The sequence below is a fragment of the Rothia sp. HMSC072B04 genome (assembly GCF_001813725.1).
In the GTDB taxonomy this organism is placed as follows: Bacteria; Actinomycetota; Actinomycetes; order Actinomycetales; family Micrococcaceae; genus Rothia; species Rothia mucilaginosa.
In genome coordinates, this window is the sequence record NZ_KV813803.1 from 370,130 (window position 1) to 387,969 (window position 17,840).

Annotated in this window: 15 protein-coding genes and 1 tRNA gene; 11 read left to right on the forward strand and 5 right to left on the reverse strand. The window is 56.0% G+C overall.

The genetic code is table 11. The features are described from left to right. Positions 1-77: 77 nt before the first annotated feature. The 8 genes from nadD to HMPREF2928_RS05895 all read left to right on the forward strand — a co-directional run bounded on the left by nadD (position 78) and on the right by HMPREF2928_RS05895 (position 7,077). The gene (gene nadD, locus HMPREF2928_RS05860; protein ID WP_049360451.1) at positions 78-827 is read left to right on the forward strand and encodes a nicotinate-nucleotide adenylyltransferase; all 750 of its coding nucleotides are present in this window, start codon (positions 78-80) and stop codon (positions 825-827) included. Next, positions 820-1,896: a sulfite reductase subunit alpha gene (locus tag HMPREF2928_RS05865; RefSeq protein ID WP_070687667.1), complete on the forward strand. Its 1,077-nt coding sequence runs from the start codon at positions 820-822 to the stop codon at positions 1,894-1,896. The genes nadD and HMPREF2928_RS05865 overlap by 8 nt, the downstream gene beginning before the upstream one ends. Before the next feature lie 66 nt (positions 1,897-1,962). Further along, positions 1,963-2,400, forward strand: coding sequence for a ribosome silencing factor (gene rsfS / locus HMPREF2928_RS05870; RefSeq protein WP_005505774.1), 438 nt, complete (start codon positions 1,963-1,965; stop codon positions 2,398-2,400). 195 nt (positions 2,401-2,595) lie between these two features. After that, positions 2,596-2,668 (forward strand) — tRNA-Ala (locus HMPREF2928_RS05875). Between the two features lie 112 nt (positions 2,669-2,780). Then, positions 2,781-3,755, forward strand: coding sequence for a cation diffusion facilitator family transporter (locus HMPREF2928_RS05880; RefSeq protein WP_070687669.1), 975 nt, complete (start codon positions 2,781-2,783; stop codon positions 3,753-3,755). 329 nt (positions 3,756-4,084) lie between these two features. Continuing rightward, a complete protein-coding gene (locus HMPREF2928_RS05885; protein WP_049362735.1) occupies positions 4,085-5,485 on the forward strand; it encodes a glutaminase in 1,401 nt (466 codons plus the stop codon). 301 nt (positions 5,486-5,786) lie between these two features. Further along, entirely contained in the window at positions 5,787-6,758 is a 972-nt protein-coding gene (locus HMPREF2928_RS05890) for a polysaccharide deacetylase family protein (RefSeq protein WP_070687671.1), read from the forward strand. A gap of 46 nt (positions 6,759-6,804) precedes the next feature. After that, on the forward strand, positions 6,805-7,077 hold the full coding sequence (locus HMPREF2928_RS05895; protein WP_246823570.1) for a hypothetical protein: 273 nt from the start codon (positions 6,805-6,807) through the stop codon (positions 7,075-7,077). A gap of 90 nt (positions 7,078-7,167) precedes the next feature. On the opposite strand, the gene HMPREF2928_RS05900 is transcribed toward HMPREF2928_RS05895, so the two are convergent. The 3 genes from HMPREF2928_RS05900 to HMPREF2928_RS05910 all read right to left on the reverse strand — a co-directional run bounded on the left by HMPREF2928_RS05900 (position 7,168) and on the right by HMPREF2928_RS05910 (position 10,311). Beyond that, positions 7,168-7,767 carry an excalibur calcium-binding domain-containing protein gene (locus HMPREF2928_RS05900; RefSeq protein ID WP_141754953.1) on the reverse strand — a complete coding sequence of 200 codons (600 nt, stop codon included), beginning with the start codon at positions 7,765-7,767 and terminating at the stop codon, positions 7,168-7,170. A gap of 221 nt (positions 7,768-7,988) precedes the next feature. Further along, positions 7,989-9,173 (reverse strand): restriction endonuclease PLD domain-containing protein, encoded by a 1,185-nt coding sequence (locus HMPREF2928_RS05905; RefSeq protein WP_070687673.1) that lies wholly within the window; start codon positions 9,171-9,173, stop codon positions 7,989-7,991. Between the two features lie 22 nt (positions 9,174-9,195). Next, positions 9,196-10,311, reverse strand: coding sequence for a DNA cytosine methyltransferase (locus tag HMPREF2928_RS05910; protein ID WP_246823571.1), 1,116 nt, complete (start codon positions 10,309-10,311; stop codon positions 9,196-9,198). 337 nt (positions 10,312-10,648) lie between these two features. Between HMPREF2928_RS05910 and HMPREF2928_RS05915 the strand changes: the two genes are divergently transcribed. Continuing rightward, positions 10,649-13,240 (forward strand): Z1 domain-containing protein, encoded by a 2,592-nt coding sequence (locus tag HMPREF2928_RS05915; protein WP_070687677.1) that lies wholly within the window; start codon positions 10,649-10,651, stop codon positions 13,238-13,240. Between the two features lie 222 nt (positions 13,241-13,462). Here HMPREF2928_RS05915 and HMPREF2928_RS05920 read toward each other — a convergent pair whose 3' ends face one another. Further along, complete coding sequence (locus tag HMPREF2928_RS05920; protein ID WP_070687679.1) at positions 13,463-14,203, reverse strand: DsbA family oxidoreductase; 741 nt, start codon at positions 14,201-14,203, stop codon at positions 13,463-13,465. Positions 14,204-14,444: 241 nt separating this feature from the next. After that, entirely contained in the window at positions 14,445-15,554 is a 1,110-nt protein-coding gene (locus HMPREF2928_RS05925) for a polysaccharide deacetylase family protein (protein ID WP_060824701.1), read from the reverse strand. A 177-nt stretch (positions 15,555-15,731) separates the two neighbouring features. Between HMPREF2928_RS05925 and HMPREF2928_RS05930 the strand changes: the two genes are divergently transcribed. Next, positions 15,732-16,841, forward strand: coding sequence for an App1 family protein (locus HMPREF2928_RS05930; protein ID WP_060824702.1), 1,110 nt, complete (start codon positions 15,732-15,734; stop codon positions 16,839-16,841). Between the two features lie 774 nt (positions 16,842-17,615). Further along, entirely contained in the window at positions 17,616-17,840 is a 225-nt protein-coding gene (gene nrdH / locus HMPREF2928_RS05935) for a glutaredoxin-like protein NrdH (RefSeq protein WP_005505794.1), read from the forward strand.

Below are 17,840 nucleotides of genomic sequence, written 5' to 3' on the forward strand. Positions count from 1 at the left end.
TACCTGCCCGCATCCGCGCCTGTTGTGGCTTTTTAGCTGCCGTGGTGCGGCCTCTGTCCCCAGCAAGGACGGCATTTGTGACTGACCAGCCTGTTCACCTTGATTTTGGTGCTCCGAGCACCGAGTCGATTCCCCCGCGCACTCCCGGTCGGGTGCGTCTGGGCGTGATGGGTGGAACCTTCGACCCGATTCACCACGGACACCTGGTGGCAGCTAGTGAAGTTGCCGCCGTGTTCGACCTGGACGAGGTCGTGTTCGTTCCGACCGGTCAGCCCTGGCAGAAGGTGGGGGAGCGGCACGTGAGCGACGCTGAGCATCGCTACCTGATGACGGTGATTGCGACCGCGTCTAACCCGCGTTTTACGGTGAGCCGTATTGATATTGACCGTGGCGGTGCCACCTACACCTTTGATACGCTTAACGAGCTGCGCGCCCTGCGCCCGGATGCTGACCTGTTCTTCATTACCGGCGCGGACGCGATTAGCCAGATTATGACCTGGCGCAATGCCCATAAGCTGTGGGATTTGGCGACTTTTGTGGGCGTGACCCGCCCCGATCACGATCTGGATCCGCCGCTGGCTGAGGGTCGTCATATTACGACCCTGAAGATTCCTGCGATGGCGATTTCTTCGACCGATATTCGTCGCCGCGCAGCTGAAGACGCCCCCATCTGGTACCTGGTGCCCGATGGTGTGGTGCAGTACATTGCTAAGTACGGCCTGTACAAGAAGGACGCTTTGACGGCGTACCGTGACGGCTTGCCTCACGTGAAAGATGAGTCTGGGCAGGCACCCCAATCGACGAATAATGAGGGAACACATGAGTGAAGCTACGGGTTCGAAGCCCTATAGCGAGGACGAAGCGTACCTCTACGAGACGTACGTGACCGAGGACGGCATTGAGGTGCCGCCGCCTACTAAGGTGATGGGTCCGCGCCGTCTTGCCCGCTACCGTGAAGAAGTTGCCGAGTACCTGCGTGCAGCCCGCCGCGGTGAGCCCGCGAAGCCTGTTGCGAATATGGGCTCCGTGATTCATGCGGACGCTATTGACCCGCAGGTTCTGGCTGTTCAGCGTCGTTTTGCGGCGCTGGCGGCGCAGGGCAAGATTGACACTGAGGCGAACGATGAGGAGAAGCTGCACGAGCCTGCTCCTCTGACCAGTAGCCTGCGTATTCTGCGTCCCGAAGAGATCGCGCAGAACCGTGTGGATGCGACCAGCCCCTCCGCGGTGGATAACCCGATGACTTCTTCGATCCCGGTCATTGCCGTGGTCAAGGAGGAGAAGCCGGAACCCGAGCTGCACCAGTACTTGGTGCGCGATGAGCCGAAGGTTGAGGAGCTGGACAGCTCTGACGTTGAGGCTGAGCAGACCGAGGTCGCTTCCGTTGAGGAAGAGACCGTTGAGGTTGCTGAGGTTGCTGAGGTTGAAGAGTCTGCTGACGAACTGCCCACCCGCGTGAGCGCAGTGAACGCGCAGGGTCTTGACCTGAGTGTGCTGGATGGCGCCTCCGCCGGTGACACCGTGGATTCGGTGGATGGTGACCCGACTGTTGCTCTGAGCCCGGATGAGGTTGAGGAGCTGCTGCAGCGCATGGTGGATCGTCAGGATCCCGAAGAGTCCGCTGCCCTGGTTGAAGAGGTCACCGAGGAAGCTGAGGAGTCTGAGGAAGCCGCGAAGGATGCAGAGTCCAAGGTTGCTGATTCTAAGGTTGCTAAGTCCAAGTCTGCTCCGGTACCTTCCGCTGAGGCTTCCAAGGAGTCCGCTTCTAAGGGCGCTGTTGAGAAGGCTGAAGAGGTTCTGCAGCCTGCGCAGAAGGCCTCCCTGGCGTGGCTGTGGATTGTGCTGCTGCTCGCCCTGGTCGTTGTTGGTCTGATTATGATTTTTGGCCCTAAGTAGGCCGTGAACAATGCACCCCTGTTGCGGGTGCTGCCGGTGGGTGTTCTGCCGGCAAGGAAGGAAAATATGACTGCTGCACAGTCCTCGATTGAGGCTCTGCGCATTGCCGCCCGCGCTGCGGAGGAGAAGCAGGGAACGAACCTGTTCGCTGTGGATGCATCCGACGCGATGGGTCTGATTGATGGCTTCCTGGTGGTTTCTGCCCACAATGAGCGCCTCGTGAACGCCGTTGCGGATGAGGTTGAGGACGCTCTGCGTGAGCAGGCTGACCTGAAGCCGGTCCGCCGTGAGGGTCGTTCCTCGGGTCGTTGGATTCTGCTGGACTTCGGCGATATTGTCGTGCACGTTCAGCATGAGGAGGACCGCGAGTTCTACGCTCTGGATCGTCTGTGGGCTGAGGCTCCGCGTATTGAGCTGGGCGTTGAGAACGAGGCTCCCTTCGACATTGAGGGTGAGACTGAGGAAGATGCTGCACGCATCATTCCCGCTCAGGATGAGGCATAGGCTTCTGCTTGATTTTTAGCTGATGAGGGGTGGGCTCTGCTGGCGCTGTATGGTGCCGCGGGGTCCGCCCTTCTTGCTTAGCCTTTGGCTTACCCGCCGGGAACTTTTTGGATTTTTGGGTGCGCTGGTTTGCATCGCTGTCCGTGGTGTGTGTAATATATTCATGTTGCCTCGTTGAGGTCACTAACAGAATATGGGGATATGGCGCAGCTGGTAGCGCACCTGCATGGCATGCAGGGGGTCAGGGGTTCGAGTCCCCTTATCTCCACGTTTTCCTCGGTTGAGGAGCTTGTCGCCCGGTTCTTGTGAATCGGGCGATTTTGCTATCTGCCGATAACTCTCGATAGTCAACAACACAGTTCATAGTTGAGGAGTCACTCATGGGAGCGCACGCACATCACGGCCACGGCGGGCATCACGGGCATCACCACGACCATTCGCATGCCCCGAGCCCGGAGGACGCCGCCTCGATGCGTCCGCGCCTGCTGATTGCGTTCAGTCTGGCGGTCGTTATTGTGTTGGCGCAGGCGATTGGTTCGTTGGTCACCGGAAGTCTTGCGTTGCTGACTGATACGGCGCACGCTGTTACGGATGCCTCGGGCCTGCTGGTGGCGCTTACGGCGGCTTCGCTCATGACGCGCCCGGCAACGTCCCGCCGCACGTGGGGTTTCCGCCGTATTGAGGTGCTTGCCGCCCTCGGGCAGTCGGTGCTGCTGCTGGCGGTGGGTATCTACACGGCGGTGGAGGGCGTGCATCGCCTGTTCGCCCCGCCGGAGGTGCCCGGCACCGAGCTGCTGATCTTTGGTGTGGTCGGCCTGGTGGCGAACGCTATTGGTATTGCGGTGCTGGCTACGGCGAGGAACGCGAACTTCAATATGCGCGCCGCGTTCCTGGAGGTGCTCAATGACGCCCTGGGTTCGCTGGGTGTGATTGTGGCGGCTATCGTGATTTGGCTGACCGGCTTCTACCAGGCGGACGCCCTGGCGGGTCTGTTCATTGCGGCGCTGATTGTGCCGCGTGCGATGCGTCTGATGAGGCAGACGACTGCGGTGCTCATGGAGTTCACTCCTGACGGTCTGGATTTGGACGCGATGCGTGAGCACATGCTGCGCGTTGAGGGTGTGGTGGAGGTGCACGATGTGCACGCCTCGATGGTGGCGACCGGTCTGCCGGTGGTGACCGCGCACGTGGTAGTTGCCGATTCGTGCTTCCATGACGGGTCTGCGGTGACGATTTTGGACCGTATCCGTTCGTGCGTGGCGAGCCATTTTGAGGTGTCGGTAGAGCATTCGACGTTCCAGCTGGAGACTGCCGAGTTGGGTGGCCGCGAGCCGGCTTCGATTCGCCACCCGTAGGTTTTGCCCGGGCTTCGCCGGAGGTTCTGCCCGCCGCGGTAAATTACGGCAGAAAACGGCAAACCAGAACAGGTACCAGAGCCTGAAATAGCGGGGGAGTAGTGACCGTTATATTTGGTGGCTTCAACACGCAAAAGATACACTCTTTAGGGAGCAAAAGGTGCTCCTCACCCGCACACTTTGACAGGTCCGCTGGTTGCTCTTTAGTCTGGCAGCCGCGGTAGCCTGCAACGATGAGCGCCTCAGCCCAGCTGAAACGGAACAGCGGGCGGGCGCATCCTAGAATTTTTGACGAGAACAACCACGATTAGCAGCAGATACGGAACACTATGCATTCACCTATTGCCACTTACCTGACCGAGACCCTCGAGTCGGTCGCTTCTGATACCTCCGGTGAGTTGGCAAACTACATTCCGGAACTTGCCGCCGTGGACCCGGACAAGCTTGCCGCGTCTATCGCCATGGTTGATGGTGAGCAGTACGCCGCCGGTGACTCCGATGTGGAGTTCACGATCCAGTCGATTTCTAAGCCGTTCGTGTACGCCCTGGCGCTCGCGGACCGCGGCTATGATGATGTGCTTGCGAAGGTGGGTGTGGAGCCTTCCGGTGAGCCGTTCAACGAGCTGTCCCTGGAGGACGGCTCCGGTAAGCCGCTGAACCCGATGATTAACGCGGGCGCGATTACCACCCATTCGCTGGTGGGCCCTCCCGGCGCGACTCAGGGCGAGCGCATGGAGCGCGTCATTTCTGGTTTGTCTGCGTTTGCGGGCCGTCGCCTGTCGGTGAATGAGCGCGTGTACGAGTCTGAGCTGGAGCACGCGCACCGCAACTACGCGATTGCGCATATGCTGCGCGGCCACGGCATCCTGACTGGCGACCCGACCGTGGCGGTGCAGGGTTATACCCGCCAGTGCTCGTTGATGGTGACGGTTAAGGATTTGGCGTTGATGGCGGCGACTTTGGCGAACTATGGTGTGCATCCGGTGACGGGTGAGCAGGTGGTTCCTAAGACTGTGGTGCGTCAGGTGCTGAGCGTCATGTTCACGTGCGGTATGTATAACGCTGCGGGTGACTGGGCGACCCAGGTGGGTGTGCCGGCGAAGAGCGGCGTGGGCGGCGGCATTATTGGTGCGGTGCCCGGTCAGCTGGGTGTGGCGACGTTCTCGCCGCGTCTGGACGGTCACGGTAACAGTGTGCGCGGTGTGGAGCTGTTCGAGCAGTTTTCTGATGACATGGGCATGCACGTGATGAACGTGCCGACCGTGGCTCGTTCGGCGTTGCGCGCGAACTACCAGATTGGTTCGGGCGATGAGTCTATGCGCCTGATCCAGTTGCAGGGCCGTATCCGTTTTGCGGGTGTGGAGCGCGTGATTCGTGAGATTGTGGAATCCCCGATGGAGGGTTCGAAGGTCGCCCTGGATGTGACTCGCGTGTACGCGGTGGATGAGGTCGCTCAGAGCATGCTCCTGGAGCTGATGCGTCGTCTGCGGAATGACGGGTACAAGGTGTACCTGATTGATAATGACGAGACGATCACGAACACGGATGCGCTGCGCAGCATGGGTGTGAAGGTTCTGACGAACCCGGCGGCGGTGACTTCTGCTGAGTCGGATGCTGAGCGTGTGGCTGAGGCGGACGCCGAAGAAGCTGCGGAGGCTGCGGCACTGGAGGCGCTGAACGCGCTGGATTCCGCTAAGGCGGAGCAGTCGGAAGCTTCTGAGTCGGAGTAGGTTTCTCTCCACGTACTTGGTTGTACGATTGTGTGAACTTATATATTGAGGCCCCTTTCCCGGGCGCGTTATGAACGCGTTCTGGGGGAGGGGCCTTGCTGTGCTTACCTAGAGCTGTACCTTGAGTTGTAGCTGTACCTGGATTATCTGGCGTGCGGGTAGCTTAGTGTACTGAGCGTGGTCTTCGGTGAGTGAGTGGACTGAAAGTGCATAAAGGTTCTTTAATAGCGCCGTTGTTAATCATTAAGTAATATTTTGAATTTTTCGATAGCTGACGGCGATCTCATCATACACTCGTAATATGAACACTGTTCCACACTCAGAAACACCTATCACTACTCGTCAATCCGCTATTACTGATCCCACCGCTGACCGGGCGGTGGCGGGTGCCTCTGCCCGCGCCTCCATGGGGCGACGGGAACTCTTACAACACGTTGGTACCTTTGGTCTGGGCGCGGTGAGCTTCGGTGTGCTGGGTCTTGGCCTCGCCGGTTGTACCCTGTCTGCGGCGGAAGCCACCCACGAGGTAACGGCTAGTGGGTCTGCCTCGGCTACCCCTTCCGCATCTGGCTCCGCAACGGGTACCCCATCCCCGACCGCCGCAGCATCTAAGACCGCTTCTGCGACTGCGACCTCGTCGAACCCGGTTCCCGCAGCTCGTGCCTGGACTGGCCCGCAGACCGGCCTGCCCGGTGAGGGCAAGTACATTGCGTGGACGGTCGATGACGGCGCCGACCCGGAGGTGGTACGCGCCTACGCGGAGTTTTCCCGCCGTACCGGCACGCGCCTCACCTTCTTTATCAACGGTCAGTACCCGGCGTTTAGGCAGCATCGTGACCTGTTGTTGCCGCTGGTGAAGAGCGGCCAGTTGCAGATTGCGAACCATACGTATAGTCATGCGGCGTTGACGAGCCTGACGGATGAGCAGATTGTTCAGGAGTTGACCCGTAATGATGAGGAGATTAGGCGCCTGTTTGGGGTGTCTTCGAAGCCGTATTTCCGCCCGCCGTACGGGTATTATGATGCGCGCGTGTTGGCGGCTGCGGCGTCGTGTGGTTTTACGCGCCCGGTTCTGTGGTACGGGTCGTTGGCGGATTCGTCTAATATTTCTTCGGCTGAGGTGTATGCCTATGCGGAGAAGTATGCGTTGGCTCAGCATATTGTGATTGGGCATTTGAATTATCGGGGTGTGGTGTCTGAGCTGGACCGTATTCGGGCGTTGTTGGATCGGCGCGGGTTGAAGACGGTGACGATTCGCGACTATTACGGGTAGTGCGGGGGAGCCCCGGCGAGGGGTTCCGGTGGGTATACTGGGAGGCATGATGAAGCTTCCTCAGAACCCTATTCTTCGGCAGGTGCACCGCTTCCGTGAGTCGCTGTTGCTTCTGCTGTATTACTCGCTGTCTTTTCTGGGTGTGCGGTGGGTGCGCACGGGGCATCCGCGTGTGGCGGCGGTGTGGTCTGTGGGTTTGTGGCTGAATTTGGTGCTGCGTGGCATGGGCCAGGTGGTGCGTATGCTGGTGCCGGTCTTGCAGGATGCGGAGGCGCGCCGTGCCCGCGCGGAGCGTGCCCGCGCCTACCAGCCGCGCTAGCCTCACCGGCTGAGCTAACAGACTAGGCTTATGACGAAGCCCCCTTGTACTTTCGGTACAAGGGGGCTTCGCTATATCTGGGGCAGAAGCCTAATGCTTCTTCTTCGGCTCGCACGCCACGCCGTCACCATCAGAGTCAAGACCCGGACGGTAACCCGGCTCGCCACGATGCAACGGTGCCGCACCCGCAGCAATAGCCGCAGCACAATTCTTGTAATAAACACTCGACTGCGCCGGAGCCTGCTGCACCGGCTGAGCGGGCGCTTGCTGAGCAGGAGCCTCAGCCGCTGGAGCCGGCGCCTGCTGGACGGGTGCCTCCGTAGCTACCGGAGCCTGCTGAACAGGAGCCTCCTGCTGAACCGGTGCCTGCTGTGCGGGTGCCTCAGAAACCGGAGCCGCCGGCGCCGCCACAGAAGGAGCCTCAGCCGCCGGTGCCTGGGACGGAGCCTGCACGGGAGCCTCCGTCGTCGGAACAGGCGACGGGGTTTCCGTCGGGGTAGGAGACTCCGAAGGAGACGCACTCGGCGTCGAAGAAGCAGTAGGGGAAGCCGAAACAGAGGGGCTAGCCGAAGCAGAGACCGACGATGACGCAGACGGCGTAGACTTCGGAGCACGAACAGACGAAGAGCAACCAGTCAGAAGCAGAGCACCCGCAAGAACACCAGCGGTCGCGGCGTGAATTTTCAACACAATATTCCTTTAAAAGTGAGTGGACAAGCGTGTTCACCGTAGAACACACACTCCAGTGTAAAGGAAAACGGCCCCATCCGCAGACAACCTCGAGCCGCCCCACAAAGAGTTCGACAAGGAAAGATACAATGTGCGGGCACGGCAAAGCCCCCTTGCCCCGGTTCGCACAGAACCAGGACAAGAGGGCTTTCGTCATATCTGGGAGCACTCACCGGGAGGCGCTAGTTGTCCTCGTGGGAAAACTCGTTGACAATCTCAGGTGCTTGCATGGCGACCTCATCGGAATCCGCAGTCTCGGGTGAGAAATCCATATAGTAATTACCTTCAGAGGTTCGTGTAAAGGTGACGTAGGTGCGACCGTAGTCAAGTAACTCACGAATACCAATCTTGGTTCCTGATTGAAGTCCCATACGCTTACGAAGATACGCACCAAGCTCGCTATTGCGTGGAAGGGTGGACATATCTTTACCATAAGGTTTGTTTTTATCGCCGCTGGCAACACGCATGGTTAGGGTTCCACCATCATCGCAGTACACCGTAAACGGCATGTTTTTGTTGGGAAAGAAGTTTGACCGCGCAATCTCTGCAGGAACCTGGAAGTAAGCCTCATCTTTGCTCTTACGATTCTCACGGAGACCCCAGTTCACACTAGCGTGGCCATACGATTTAGGTTTTTTCCCACGCCCACGGATATATAAGTATAAATTGACAGAAGGGAAATCTTCCTTTCGTTCCTCTCGCTCTGACTTAGGGACAGGGAGAGGAGGGGCCGGACGCAGAGATTTGTTCGCCAGGACATCTGCGGGTGCTTCGGGGAAAGCGAAGAGAGAATCAACCACAGGGTCGGTGCAGCTCAACGAAGCATCGAAAAGTGTGTCGAGATAGTTCTCTGCGTACTCCACCGACACCGGCACAAGAATGTTCTCCTGTTGACATCCTGAAGCGTCACGACCGATATTGAACCCATCCGTTGAAAGGTTAGCTGAACCGGCGTAGGCAATATCGAAGGAGCCGTTCTTCGCCCAAGCGTAGAGCTTGGTATGCACCAGAGGAGAGAGACGGGGATCTGGGTATCGGATATCCAGATACTCGCGGCTTGATTTAACCCACTCTTTAAAAAGCTCGTGGGTTCTGGTGCTTATCGCACCGTCTCGTGCCATACCAACCAGAAGATGAATCTTAGGAGTAGTACCATTAGGTTCAAAAGTATTCAAATCGCCCCAGCTATTACCCTTGCCCTTTTGGGGCGTGGCATCTCTCTGATATAGGGTATACAAAATAGCGGCTGGGGAGACAAAACCTGTTACTGCCCATAGCTCTTGTCCGGCACAATCACCTTCAAGATAGGGCGAATGGAGAACATCTTTAACAAGGTCGTCGCCCATGAGTGACGAATAAATTTTCATGGGAATAAGGTCCTTCTTTCACCTAGAAAAGAGTGCTTTCTTTCTCTGCCTCGAGTTTATCTTCCATCGCCTGAATGCGCTTCTCTACATCAATATTCGGTTCAATGCTCTCGTAGGGGATTCCTTCAAGAGTCTTGAAAAGAGCCTCGAACACGACCTGTGCACCGTCCGGGGGAACCGCCATGCCAATCTGGCGACGGACGTTCTCCTTGCTGCCGATGAACTTGTACCAGTCAGGGAACGTCTGCAGGCGTGCGCGCTCGCGGTTGGTGAGAGCGCGGGGCTCTTCCCAATGGTAGATGTGCGTTCCGCCGCCACCGGAGCCGGTGACGGTGTACGCGGGCTTATTGGGATCCAGACGCTTATAAATCTGGCTGAGCTTAGCGCCACGTACATTGAGGCGCAGTTCCTCAGGCATATCGGTAGCGTTGAAAGCGTTCTCGCCGGGCTTGATGTAGGCGAGGCGTTGCTTCACCACCTCAGACTGACGGGTCGGCTCGTTGTTGGTTGCCCACTCGGGGATGGGCGGTTCGGTAATCGCCTGCTTAGAGGTGCGCATCTTTGAAGGTTCAAGAGTGGTAGGGGCTGGAACCTTGAACTCTGTACCCTTCGCGGCAATGTCATTACGCAGGCCTACGATAATGATGCGGTGTCGAGCCTGGGGGAGGCCGTACTCTTCGAAGCGGTATTTGTGAGCGACAACGGTGTACCCTGCACGCTGCATTTCACGCAGGATGTAGGGGAACGCAAGACCCTCATTAGCACCGGAGAGACCACCCACGTTTTCTGCCACGAACCATTCAGGCTTGTGACTCTTGAGCACGTTGATTCCGTAGGAATAAAGGGGGCCGTAGGTACCGTCTAGGCCCTTCTGCTTTCCTACGAGGCTGAAATCATTGCAGGGAAAACCGAACGCAAAACCATCAATCGGGGGTAGCGCGTCGGTATCGAGCTCACGAACGTCACCGACGTAGACGGTCTCTTCAGACGCACCGGGGGTATTTTCGCGGTAGGTATCCGCAGTCGTGGGGTCGTAGTCATTAGCCCAGGCGTGCTCAACCTTGACTCCGGGTACCTTATCGGCAGCGTTGTGCGCGCCCAGGGCAATGCCGCCGGGGCCACAGAAGAGCTCACCCATTTTGTAGATTGTGGGTGGGGATGACGTGTGCTTCTCAGCCATAAGGTTCTCCGCTTGTAGTGGTTTGAATCTCTGTTTTAGAAAAGAACATCGAATGTTCCAGATGTCCTGCATGGATTTTAAGGGTAACAATATTTCAGGTAGAAAGCAGCTAGCTTGGTCATCTTGAGCGGGCTGATGTGGCAAGAGCTTTGTAGGAGCATGTCCAGCGGTGAGAGCAGGGATAAGCTGGTAATAGTTGCGAAGTATAACAATATTTAGACATGAGCTAGATGCTATACTCGTCCGTGAGCCAATAGGTTTCTAGTGTTTTAGTTTTCAACGAGGAGAAAAACGCATGGCGAAAGATAACGACCGGAAGCGACTAGTCGCAGAGGCAACGGAGAAGATTAGGGCTGCGATTGACAGCAAGCGTCTTACTCCGGAGGATGCCTGCAAGTGTGAATTTGGTAATTGTATTATTGGTAAAGATGTTTCGGAAGAGAACATGTCAGAAATTAAGTCTACCTATGAGAGTGCGCTTCTTCGCTGTCAAGGTAAAGTCTGGCCTGTAATGAAAGATAATCTGTTAGAGTGGCTTAGCCCTGAGGCAATCCAAACCATTGATCGGGAATCTGGAGAAATCCTCGACCTTATAGTAGGTTCTGGAGCGGGCAAACCGAAGCGTAAGGGACTTGTGGTTGGTTATGTTCAGTCAGGTAAAACCACAAATTATTCTGCAGTGATTGCGAGAGCAATTGATCAGGGTTATCGATTTATTATTGTCTTGGCTGGTATGCATAACATTCTTCGAGAGCAGACGCAGAAGCGCATGGAAGACTATATTGAGACGGCATATATAGATATGGATAAAAATATCCAGCTCTTGACTCACCGAGAGGTTGATATTGATAAGGATGTGCCGTGGCGTCCAACGGCTATGTCCCTCGCTGTCGTTAAGAAGCAAAGTGATAGGCTACAAGCTCTCCTGTATTTAATGGAAAAAGCAAAAAGTGAAGATAAGCTTGATAATGTGAAGGTACTTATAATTGATGATGAGTCAGATCAAGCAACGCCTAATACGGCGGAACAGCGTGAAGAATACTCTACGGTTAATAAGCTTATCCGCCAGATTTGGGACCAGGTTCAACAGGGTTCCTATGTAGCGTACACTGCAACCCCCTTTGCAAATGTTCTGATGCATCCAGATGAGGAGGAGCGCTCTAGCGATTCTGCAGAGTTGGATAATCTAGGGGAGCTTAGTAATAAGAGAATCGAACGCTACCCTGGCCTGTACCCCTCTGACTTTGTTTACGCTCTAGATTGCCCGAAGGGGTATATCGGTGTACCGCATTTCTTTGGTAGTGATGCTATAGATGAAGTAGCTATCGATGCCGTACGGTATGTAGAAGAAGAAGAAGCCAAGATTCTGCGGGCTTTGGCGCAAAAGGAAGAACAAACTGATAAGAAGCATGACTGGGAGGTACCTGGTCTACAGGATGCAGTGCACTGGTTTATGATTGCCACGGCTCTTCGCCGCTTACGTGTTAATGGAAAACAGCATAGCTCTATGATGATTCACCTTTCGCACAAGATGGATAATCATTTCGAGGCTCGTCAATTTATTGAGGAATATGTATCAAGCTTGAAACAGGATTACGGAAAGCCTGAGAAAGATAAAGCTATGCGGGACCTGTATGAGCGTGAAGTTAATCGCATGCAGGGTATTAATCCTAATAAGGTTTATCCTGCATGGGATGATCTCAAGATTGATGTAGTCGATGTTATTAATGATACTAAGTGCATTGTAAAAAATAGCTCTATGAAAAACCAAAAGGAAGAGCTGGTTTACAAGGAAGATGAACCTGCTACTTATATAGTAATTGGTGGTAACGCACTTTCTCGTGGTCTGACTCTTGAAGGTCTAGTTAGTTCTTACTATATTAGGGAGAGTAAGAACTATGACTCTCTTCTGCAGATGGGTCGTTGGTTTGGTTTCCGTCCCGGTTACGAGGACCTTATCCGATTGTGGACTACTGTAGATATTCAGGAAGACTATTGTAAGCTTGCGGAGGTTGAGGATCAACTACGTGATGAGATTCGCAAGGTTGAGGAACCCTCTAAGACTGCTATTAAAGTTCTTGCCTGCTGGGATGAGCTGAACGTTACCTCCCGAAATAAGATGCGTAATGCGGCACCTGTCAATATCAACCATAGTGGTAAGTCTTATCAAGTAACTCGCTTCGAAGAGCAGGATGATAAGCTTCTGAAGCATAATATTCAGGCTCTTGAATCACTTATTGAATCTATCCGTAGTACTCATAAAGAGTTGCAGATTGGAAGTAACGGTAGCTATCTCTTCGAGGGAGTCCCTGTAAAGAATATTCTTGCGTATCTCAAAGATTACGATGGGCGTTCTTTGAACAGCGAAGTAGGTTCGAATGAGCTGATTGAGTGGATTGATAAGAATACTGCTGATAATTGGAATGTAGTTATCTATTCAGATACTGATGAGAATAGGCCTAAGAGAGATTTTGCAGGATATGAAATTCGTATGGCAGATCGTACTGCGGTGAAAAGTAAATCAACTGAGGGTATCGTGGATATAAAGAGTCTTGCTAATCCTCTGACCTACGTGTTAGATCTTCGCATTTTAGCTCATCATGGAAAAATTAAAATTTCTGAAGCTGACTTTAAAAATGCAGAAAATAATAATAATGATGATGAGCGAAAATTGTTTCGCTCTTCAAACGGAAATTTTCCTTTGCTGTTTATTTACGTTGTAAACCCTGAATCAAAAGCCAATAGACCTAACCGTCGTGACCTTAAGGCTAGTGCACCCGTTGTTCTGCATACAATTGTGCTTCCTGAAATTGTTGGTTCTGACAAAGAAGGCGTTTCAGTTGGTCATTTAATTAAGAATAGCGTGGAGCCTAGTGAGAAAGACTAGGAAAGGTGTTCTCTCAACTATTTGAGCCATAACATGTACCTGAAAGCGGCTTCTTTCTAAGAGAACTGTATACGACGAAGCCCCCTTGCCACGGTTCAACCAAGAACCAGGACAAGGGGGCTTCGCTATATCTGCTGCTTCACTAAAACTGGGGACACCAGCCAGGTGGGGGGAGCTAGGGGAGTAGCACCCCTGCCGGGACAGCCCTATCCAGGACTGTTACTAGGAGCAGTTGCCGTTCACATCGCAGGACGGACCCGCCTCCGCAGCACCGTCACCTGCTGCGTCACCAGCCGCGCCCGCCAGAGGGTTCAAAAACTCAACACGGTGAGTCTCCTCCCACACCTGACGCAGCGCCTGCACCAGCATCTTCGCAGGCTGCGCACCACTGACCGCCCACTTCGACTCAATCAAGAAGAACGGCACACCATTAATGCCCAGCTGGCGCGCCAACTGCTCATCAGCACGCACATCCGCCGCGTAACGGTCGCTCTTCAACACCGCCTCAACCTCGGCGGTATCCAGGCCAATCTCAGAAGCAATATCCAGAATTGACTCGTGATCCTGCACCGAACGGCCCTGCGTAAAGTACGCCAGCTTAAACGCCTCCTGCGCTGCCGACGCCAAACCCTGCTCCGCCGCATAATGAATCACACGGTGCGCATCAAACGTGTTACCGTAACGCGCCTGACGCCAATTGAAATCCAAACCCACCTCGCGGGCACGCTCCGCCAACGACTCCTGGCTCGCAATCGCCTGCTCCAACGACATCTGATACTTACCGGCAATCATCTCAGGCAACGAACCGGCAGGATGCTCCGTAGCCGACGGGTCCAGCTCAAAACTATGCCACACCACCTCAACCTCGTCACGGTGCTCAAACTCGGCGAGCGCCTGCTCCAGGTTACGCTTGCCCACGTAGCAGAAGGGGCACACAATATCGGACCAAATATCAATACGCATGTTATCTATTCCTCTCATACTCGGATGCGGCACACTGCCGCCTGTATGCTCACCTAACGCCCCGGCTACCGTGTTTATTCCCGGCTATTCCCCAGCGTTATTCCTCAGCGGGTGTTCCCCAGAGTTTATTCCCACCGGGTACGGCAAAGCCCCCTCGCGCCGGTTCGTACAGAATCTCTGTATAGGAATATCTGTACAGGAACCGGGTCAAGGGGGCTTAGCACACGCGAAATACGCGGCCCTATCGGCGGGCAGCCGCCGGTGCGGTCGTGGCAGTAGCCGCGGGAGCGGCGGTCGCACGAGCCGGCGGAGCCGTAGTGGTTGCCGCCGCAGGTGCAGTCGTAGCCTGCTGGGTAGCCGCTACCTCATCCTCATAGCGGGTAGTCGGCGCCTGAGTCGGAGCCTCAGTAGTCGGCTCCGGGGTAGGGGCCGGCGCCTCCGTAGTCGCCTCGGGGGAGGGGGTGTTCTCCTCCGGGGTGGGGGTCGGCGAAGGAGCCGCCGCCTTAATCTCTTCCTCGGATGCGTCACCGTAGTAGTCACGAACCGTCACCGCAGTCAGGCCGCGGTCATCGAGCAGGCCCTTCACCTTATCGAGGATCGGGATGATCGTCTCGTAGTTCAAGTGACCCAGCACAATCTGCTGCGGCAGCATGTAGCGGATGCAGCGCATGTAAATCACGCGGGAGCTGGTCTTCGCCTCGTCACCGGTAGTGCCGTTCCACATGACCGGGCGGGTAAAACCAATCTCACCGGCAGCCTTCAGCACCGCATCGTTGTAGCGGCCGTAGGGCGGGCGGAAGTACGGCTTCGACGAGACACCGAACATGCTCATAATCTCGTCTTCGTTACGCTGCAGCTCTTCCTTCACACCTTCAGCATCCAGGGTGGTCAGGTCAGCGTGGTTGTACGTGTGGTTCGCAACCTGAATCTGGCCACTCTGAACCAGCGGACGCAACAACGACACATGCTCCTTAAACCCGGTGTAAGAAGCGTTAATGAAGAACGTCAGGCGAGTATTCGTACGCTTCGAGAACTCAGCGTAGCCGCGAATCGCCTCCGGGCTTGCGCCGTCATCAACAGTCCACGCAACATACTTGCCGTCACCAATGAGGGAGTTGCCGATACCGGGCCATTCGCGCGGCTTATCAACCGGGTTGCCAGCAGCGGCAACCGTCGGCGAATTCGTGGGTGCGGGGCGAGTAGCAGCAGAGGTCTCGCCGCCAGCCTGATACGGAGTGAAATTACCGCTGGTGCCGTCGTAGTCATTCGACTTCTTCGAGCAGGCAGCAATCAGCGGAAGCATAGCAGTGCCGAGCACAAAAAGTCGGCGGTTAGGCTGTGAGTGGGTCATACTCTCCAGGATAACGCCCCCACCTGCAAGGAACGAATCTGAACAGCGAATACACCCTAAATAATGTGCACATCACACCCCGCGCTCAGCACCACAGTATTAATAGGTATAAAAACTAGGTATAAGAACACAAAATCCTAAAGCCGCAAGCCGGTAACGCTCCGCTACACTAGTGGGATGGAGAATTTGGGCACTCACGAACTGCGCAACCTTGTGAACGATGCTGCCGATGAGGCAGTCAACATCGGCTACCGTGTTGCAGACCGGCTGCACAGGTGGCGCGAAAAGCGCGCCATCGCCGCCGGTCGCGAGCCTATCCTCGTGCCCACCGAAGGCTACGGACGCGCCGCCTCCGAAGGAAACCCCGGCTGGGTCCGCATCATCGCCCGTGCACTCTACAAGACGGTCAACCTCGAACGCCTGCTGCAGGTCGTAGAAGGCACCCAAGACACCGCCAACCCCATGCGCGGCTGGCGCTCCTTCACCGCAACCGCAATGTCCGATGCGCCCGTCACCATCGTCATCGACGGCACCAAGTATGAGGCGTACACCGACCGCGGCGGCGTGCTCGACGTCAAACTCAGCATCGACCTGGACCCCGGCATGCACGAAGTCATCATGTACGTGCCCGGCTCCCGCGCCGTAGCAACCAGCGTCTACATCGTTCCCGAAAGCCAGAAGCTCGGCGTCATCATGGACGTCGACGACACCGTCATGGTCACCATGCTGCCGCGCCCCCTCGTCGCTGCCTGGAACTCCTTCATTCTCGACGAGCACGCACGCATCCCCACCCCCGGCATGGCGGTCATGACTGACCGTATCCGCCGCAGCCACCCGGATGCGCCGTTCATGTACCTGTCCACCGGCGCCTGGAACATCACCCCGACCCTGCGCCGCTTCCTCAGCCGCAACGGCTACCCGCGCGGCACGTTCCTGCTCACCGACTGGGGCCCCACCCCCGACCGCTGGTTCCGCTCCGGAACCAACCATAAGGTCGAGTCCCTGCGCCGCCTCGCCGAGGAATTCCCGCAGATGAAGTGGATCCTCGTCGGCGACGACGGGCAGCGCGACCCGTACATCTACAACGGCTTCGCGGTACGCTACCCGGACAACGTGGCGGCAATCGTCATCCGCAACCTGACCGTGGGGGAGACCATGCTCGCCTCCGGCCGCGTGTGGAGCGACTACCGCGCCGAACAGATGATGCGCTCGCCGCTGTGGATTGAAGCCACCGATGGCGTAACGCTCAGCAAGAAGCTGCGCGAGCTGGGCCTGATCGATTTCTAGCCGGTTACTGCTCACCGGTTGCTAAAACCAGCATGGATACCCAGTAAACCCACCGCAAATACCGCGAAATGCCGGTATATGCGGTGGGTTTTGGTGTTTCAGCGGAATTAACCAACTTAAACCCACGACACACCGGCTGCTGAAAAAGAGTTAAAAATCTTTTCTACAGCCTTAATCACATAGCTTAAACCCGCTCGAAGGGGGTTAACCCCCGCCTTTAAGAAAGTCCGTTCTGCTTTAAAACCGCGCCGTTCCGCGCAAGAACGGGTGAGAGCGGAAATCTCTTTAAAATCAAGCCCGAATCTGCCGGGTTTTATGCCCCCAAACGCATACATGAGGTTAACTGAACCTCAACTCAGCGGGCGAATGAACCCTTAAAAATCCTGACCAACTTAAACCCCACCTGTGGATAACCCGGCACACCCCGCGAAAATACGGCGAACTAGCCCCGCGGCAGGGTGTGGATAAGCTGTAGACACCCCCTCTTAAGTGGGTTCAACTGTGGGTTTATCGAACGAAACACGACCCTCGCACCACATCATCTTGTGGTGCAGAAAAATCTCGACACTAGATGTAGTATTAATACTCGGTTCCACCACTACGGCACTTTTAGGCGCCCTGCCCCAGAGCAGGAAACCGCCACGCCCCACTAGGAGGGGGCAGTGGACGGCACAGCGCCCGCCGTAAATAACACGTGGTGAACCACCGACGAAACACGCCAGATTCATTCACGAGATAAGCCCGCCCGAGCGGGAGAAAGTAAGAGGCACTCCCATGGTAGTGACCGTGTACACCAAGCCCCAGTGCGTCCAGTGCAACATGACCTACCGAGCCCTCGACGCGAAGGGTATCAGCTACACCAAGGTTGATATCACCGAAGACGCTCAGGCCCTCGAAATGGTCAAGTCCCTCGGCTACATGCAGGCACCCGTCGTCATCGCAGGCGACGAGCACTGGTCCGGCTTCCAGCCCGACAAGATCAACGCTCTGGCAGCGTAA

Coding starts and splice junctions, on each gene's coding strand:
- HMPREF2928_RS05920 (WP_070687679.1), bottom strand. CDS start 14,203: ATGCGTATTGATATTTGGTCCGATATTGTGTGCCCCTTCTGCTACGTG.
- HMPREF2928_RS05865 (WP_070687667.1), top strand. CDS start 820: ATGAGTGAAGCTACGGGTTCGAAGCCCTATAGCGAGGACGAAGCGTAC.
- HMPREF2928_RS05930 (WP_060824702.1), top strand. CDS start 15,732: ATGGAGAATTTGGGCACTCACGAACTGCGCAACCTTGTGAACGATGCT.
- nrdH (WP_005505794.1), top strand. CDS start 17,616: ATGGTAGTGACCGTGTACACCAAGCCCCAGTGCGTCCAGTGCAACATG.
- HMPREF2928_RS05905 (WP_070687673.1), bottom strand. CDS start 9,173: ATGAAAATTTATTCGTCACTCATGGGCGACGACCTTGTTAAAGATGTT.
- HMPREF2928_RS05925 (WP_060824701.1), bottom strand. CDS start 15,554: ATGACCCACTCACAGCCTAACCGCCGACTTTTTGTGCTCGGCACTGCT.
- HMPREF2928_RS05915 (WP_070687677.1), top strand. CDS start 10,649: ATGGCGAAAGATAACGACCGGAAGCGACTAGTCGCAGAGGCAACGGAG.
- HMPREF2928_RS05910 (WP_246823571.1), bottom strand. CDS start 10,311: ATGGGTGAGCTCTTCTGTGGCCCCGGCGGCATTGCCCTGGGCGCGCAC.
- HMPREF2928_RS05890 (WP_070687671.1), top strand. CDS start 5,787: ATGAACACTGTTCCACACTCAGAAACACCTATCACTACTCGTCAATCC.
- HMPREF2928_RS05880 (WP_070687669.1), top strand. CDS start 2,781: ATGGGAGCGCACGCACATCACGGCCACGGCGGGCATCACGGGCATCAC.
- HMPREF2928_RS05885 (WP_049362735.1), top strand. CDS start 4,085: ATGCATTCACCTATTGCCACTTACCTGACCGAGACCCTCGAGTCGGTC.
- rsfS (WP_005505774.1), top strand. CDS start 1,963: ATGACTGCTGCACAGTCCTCGATTGAGGCTCTGCGCATTGCCGCCCGC.
- HMPREF2928_RS05895 (WP_246823570.1), top strand. CDS start 6,805: ATGATGAAGCTTCCTCAGAACCCTATTCTTCGGCAGGTGCACCGCTTC.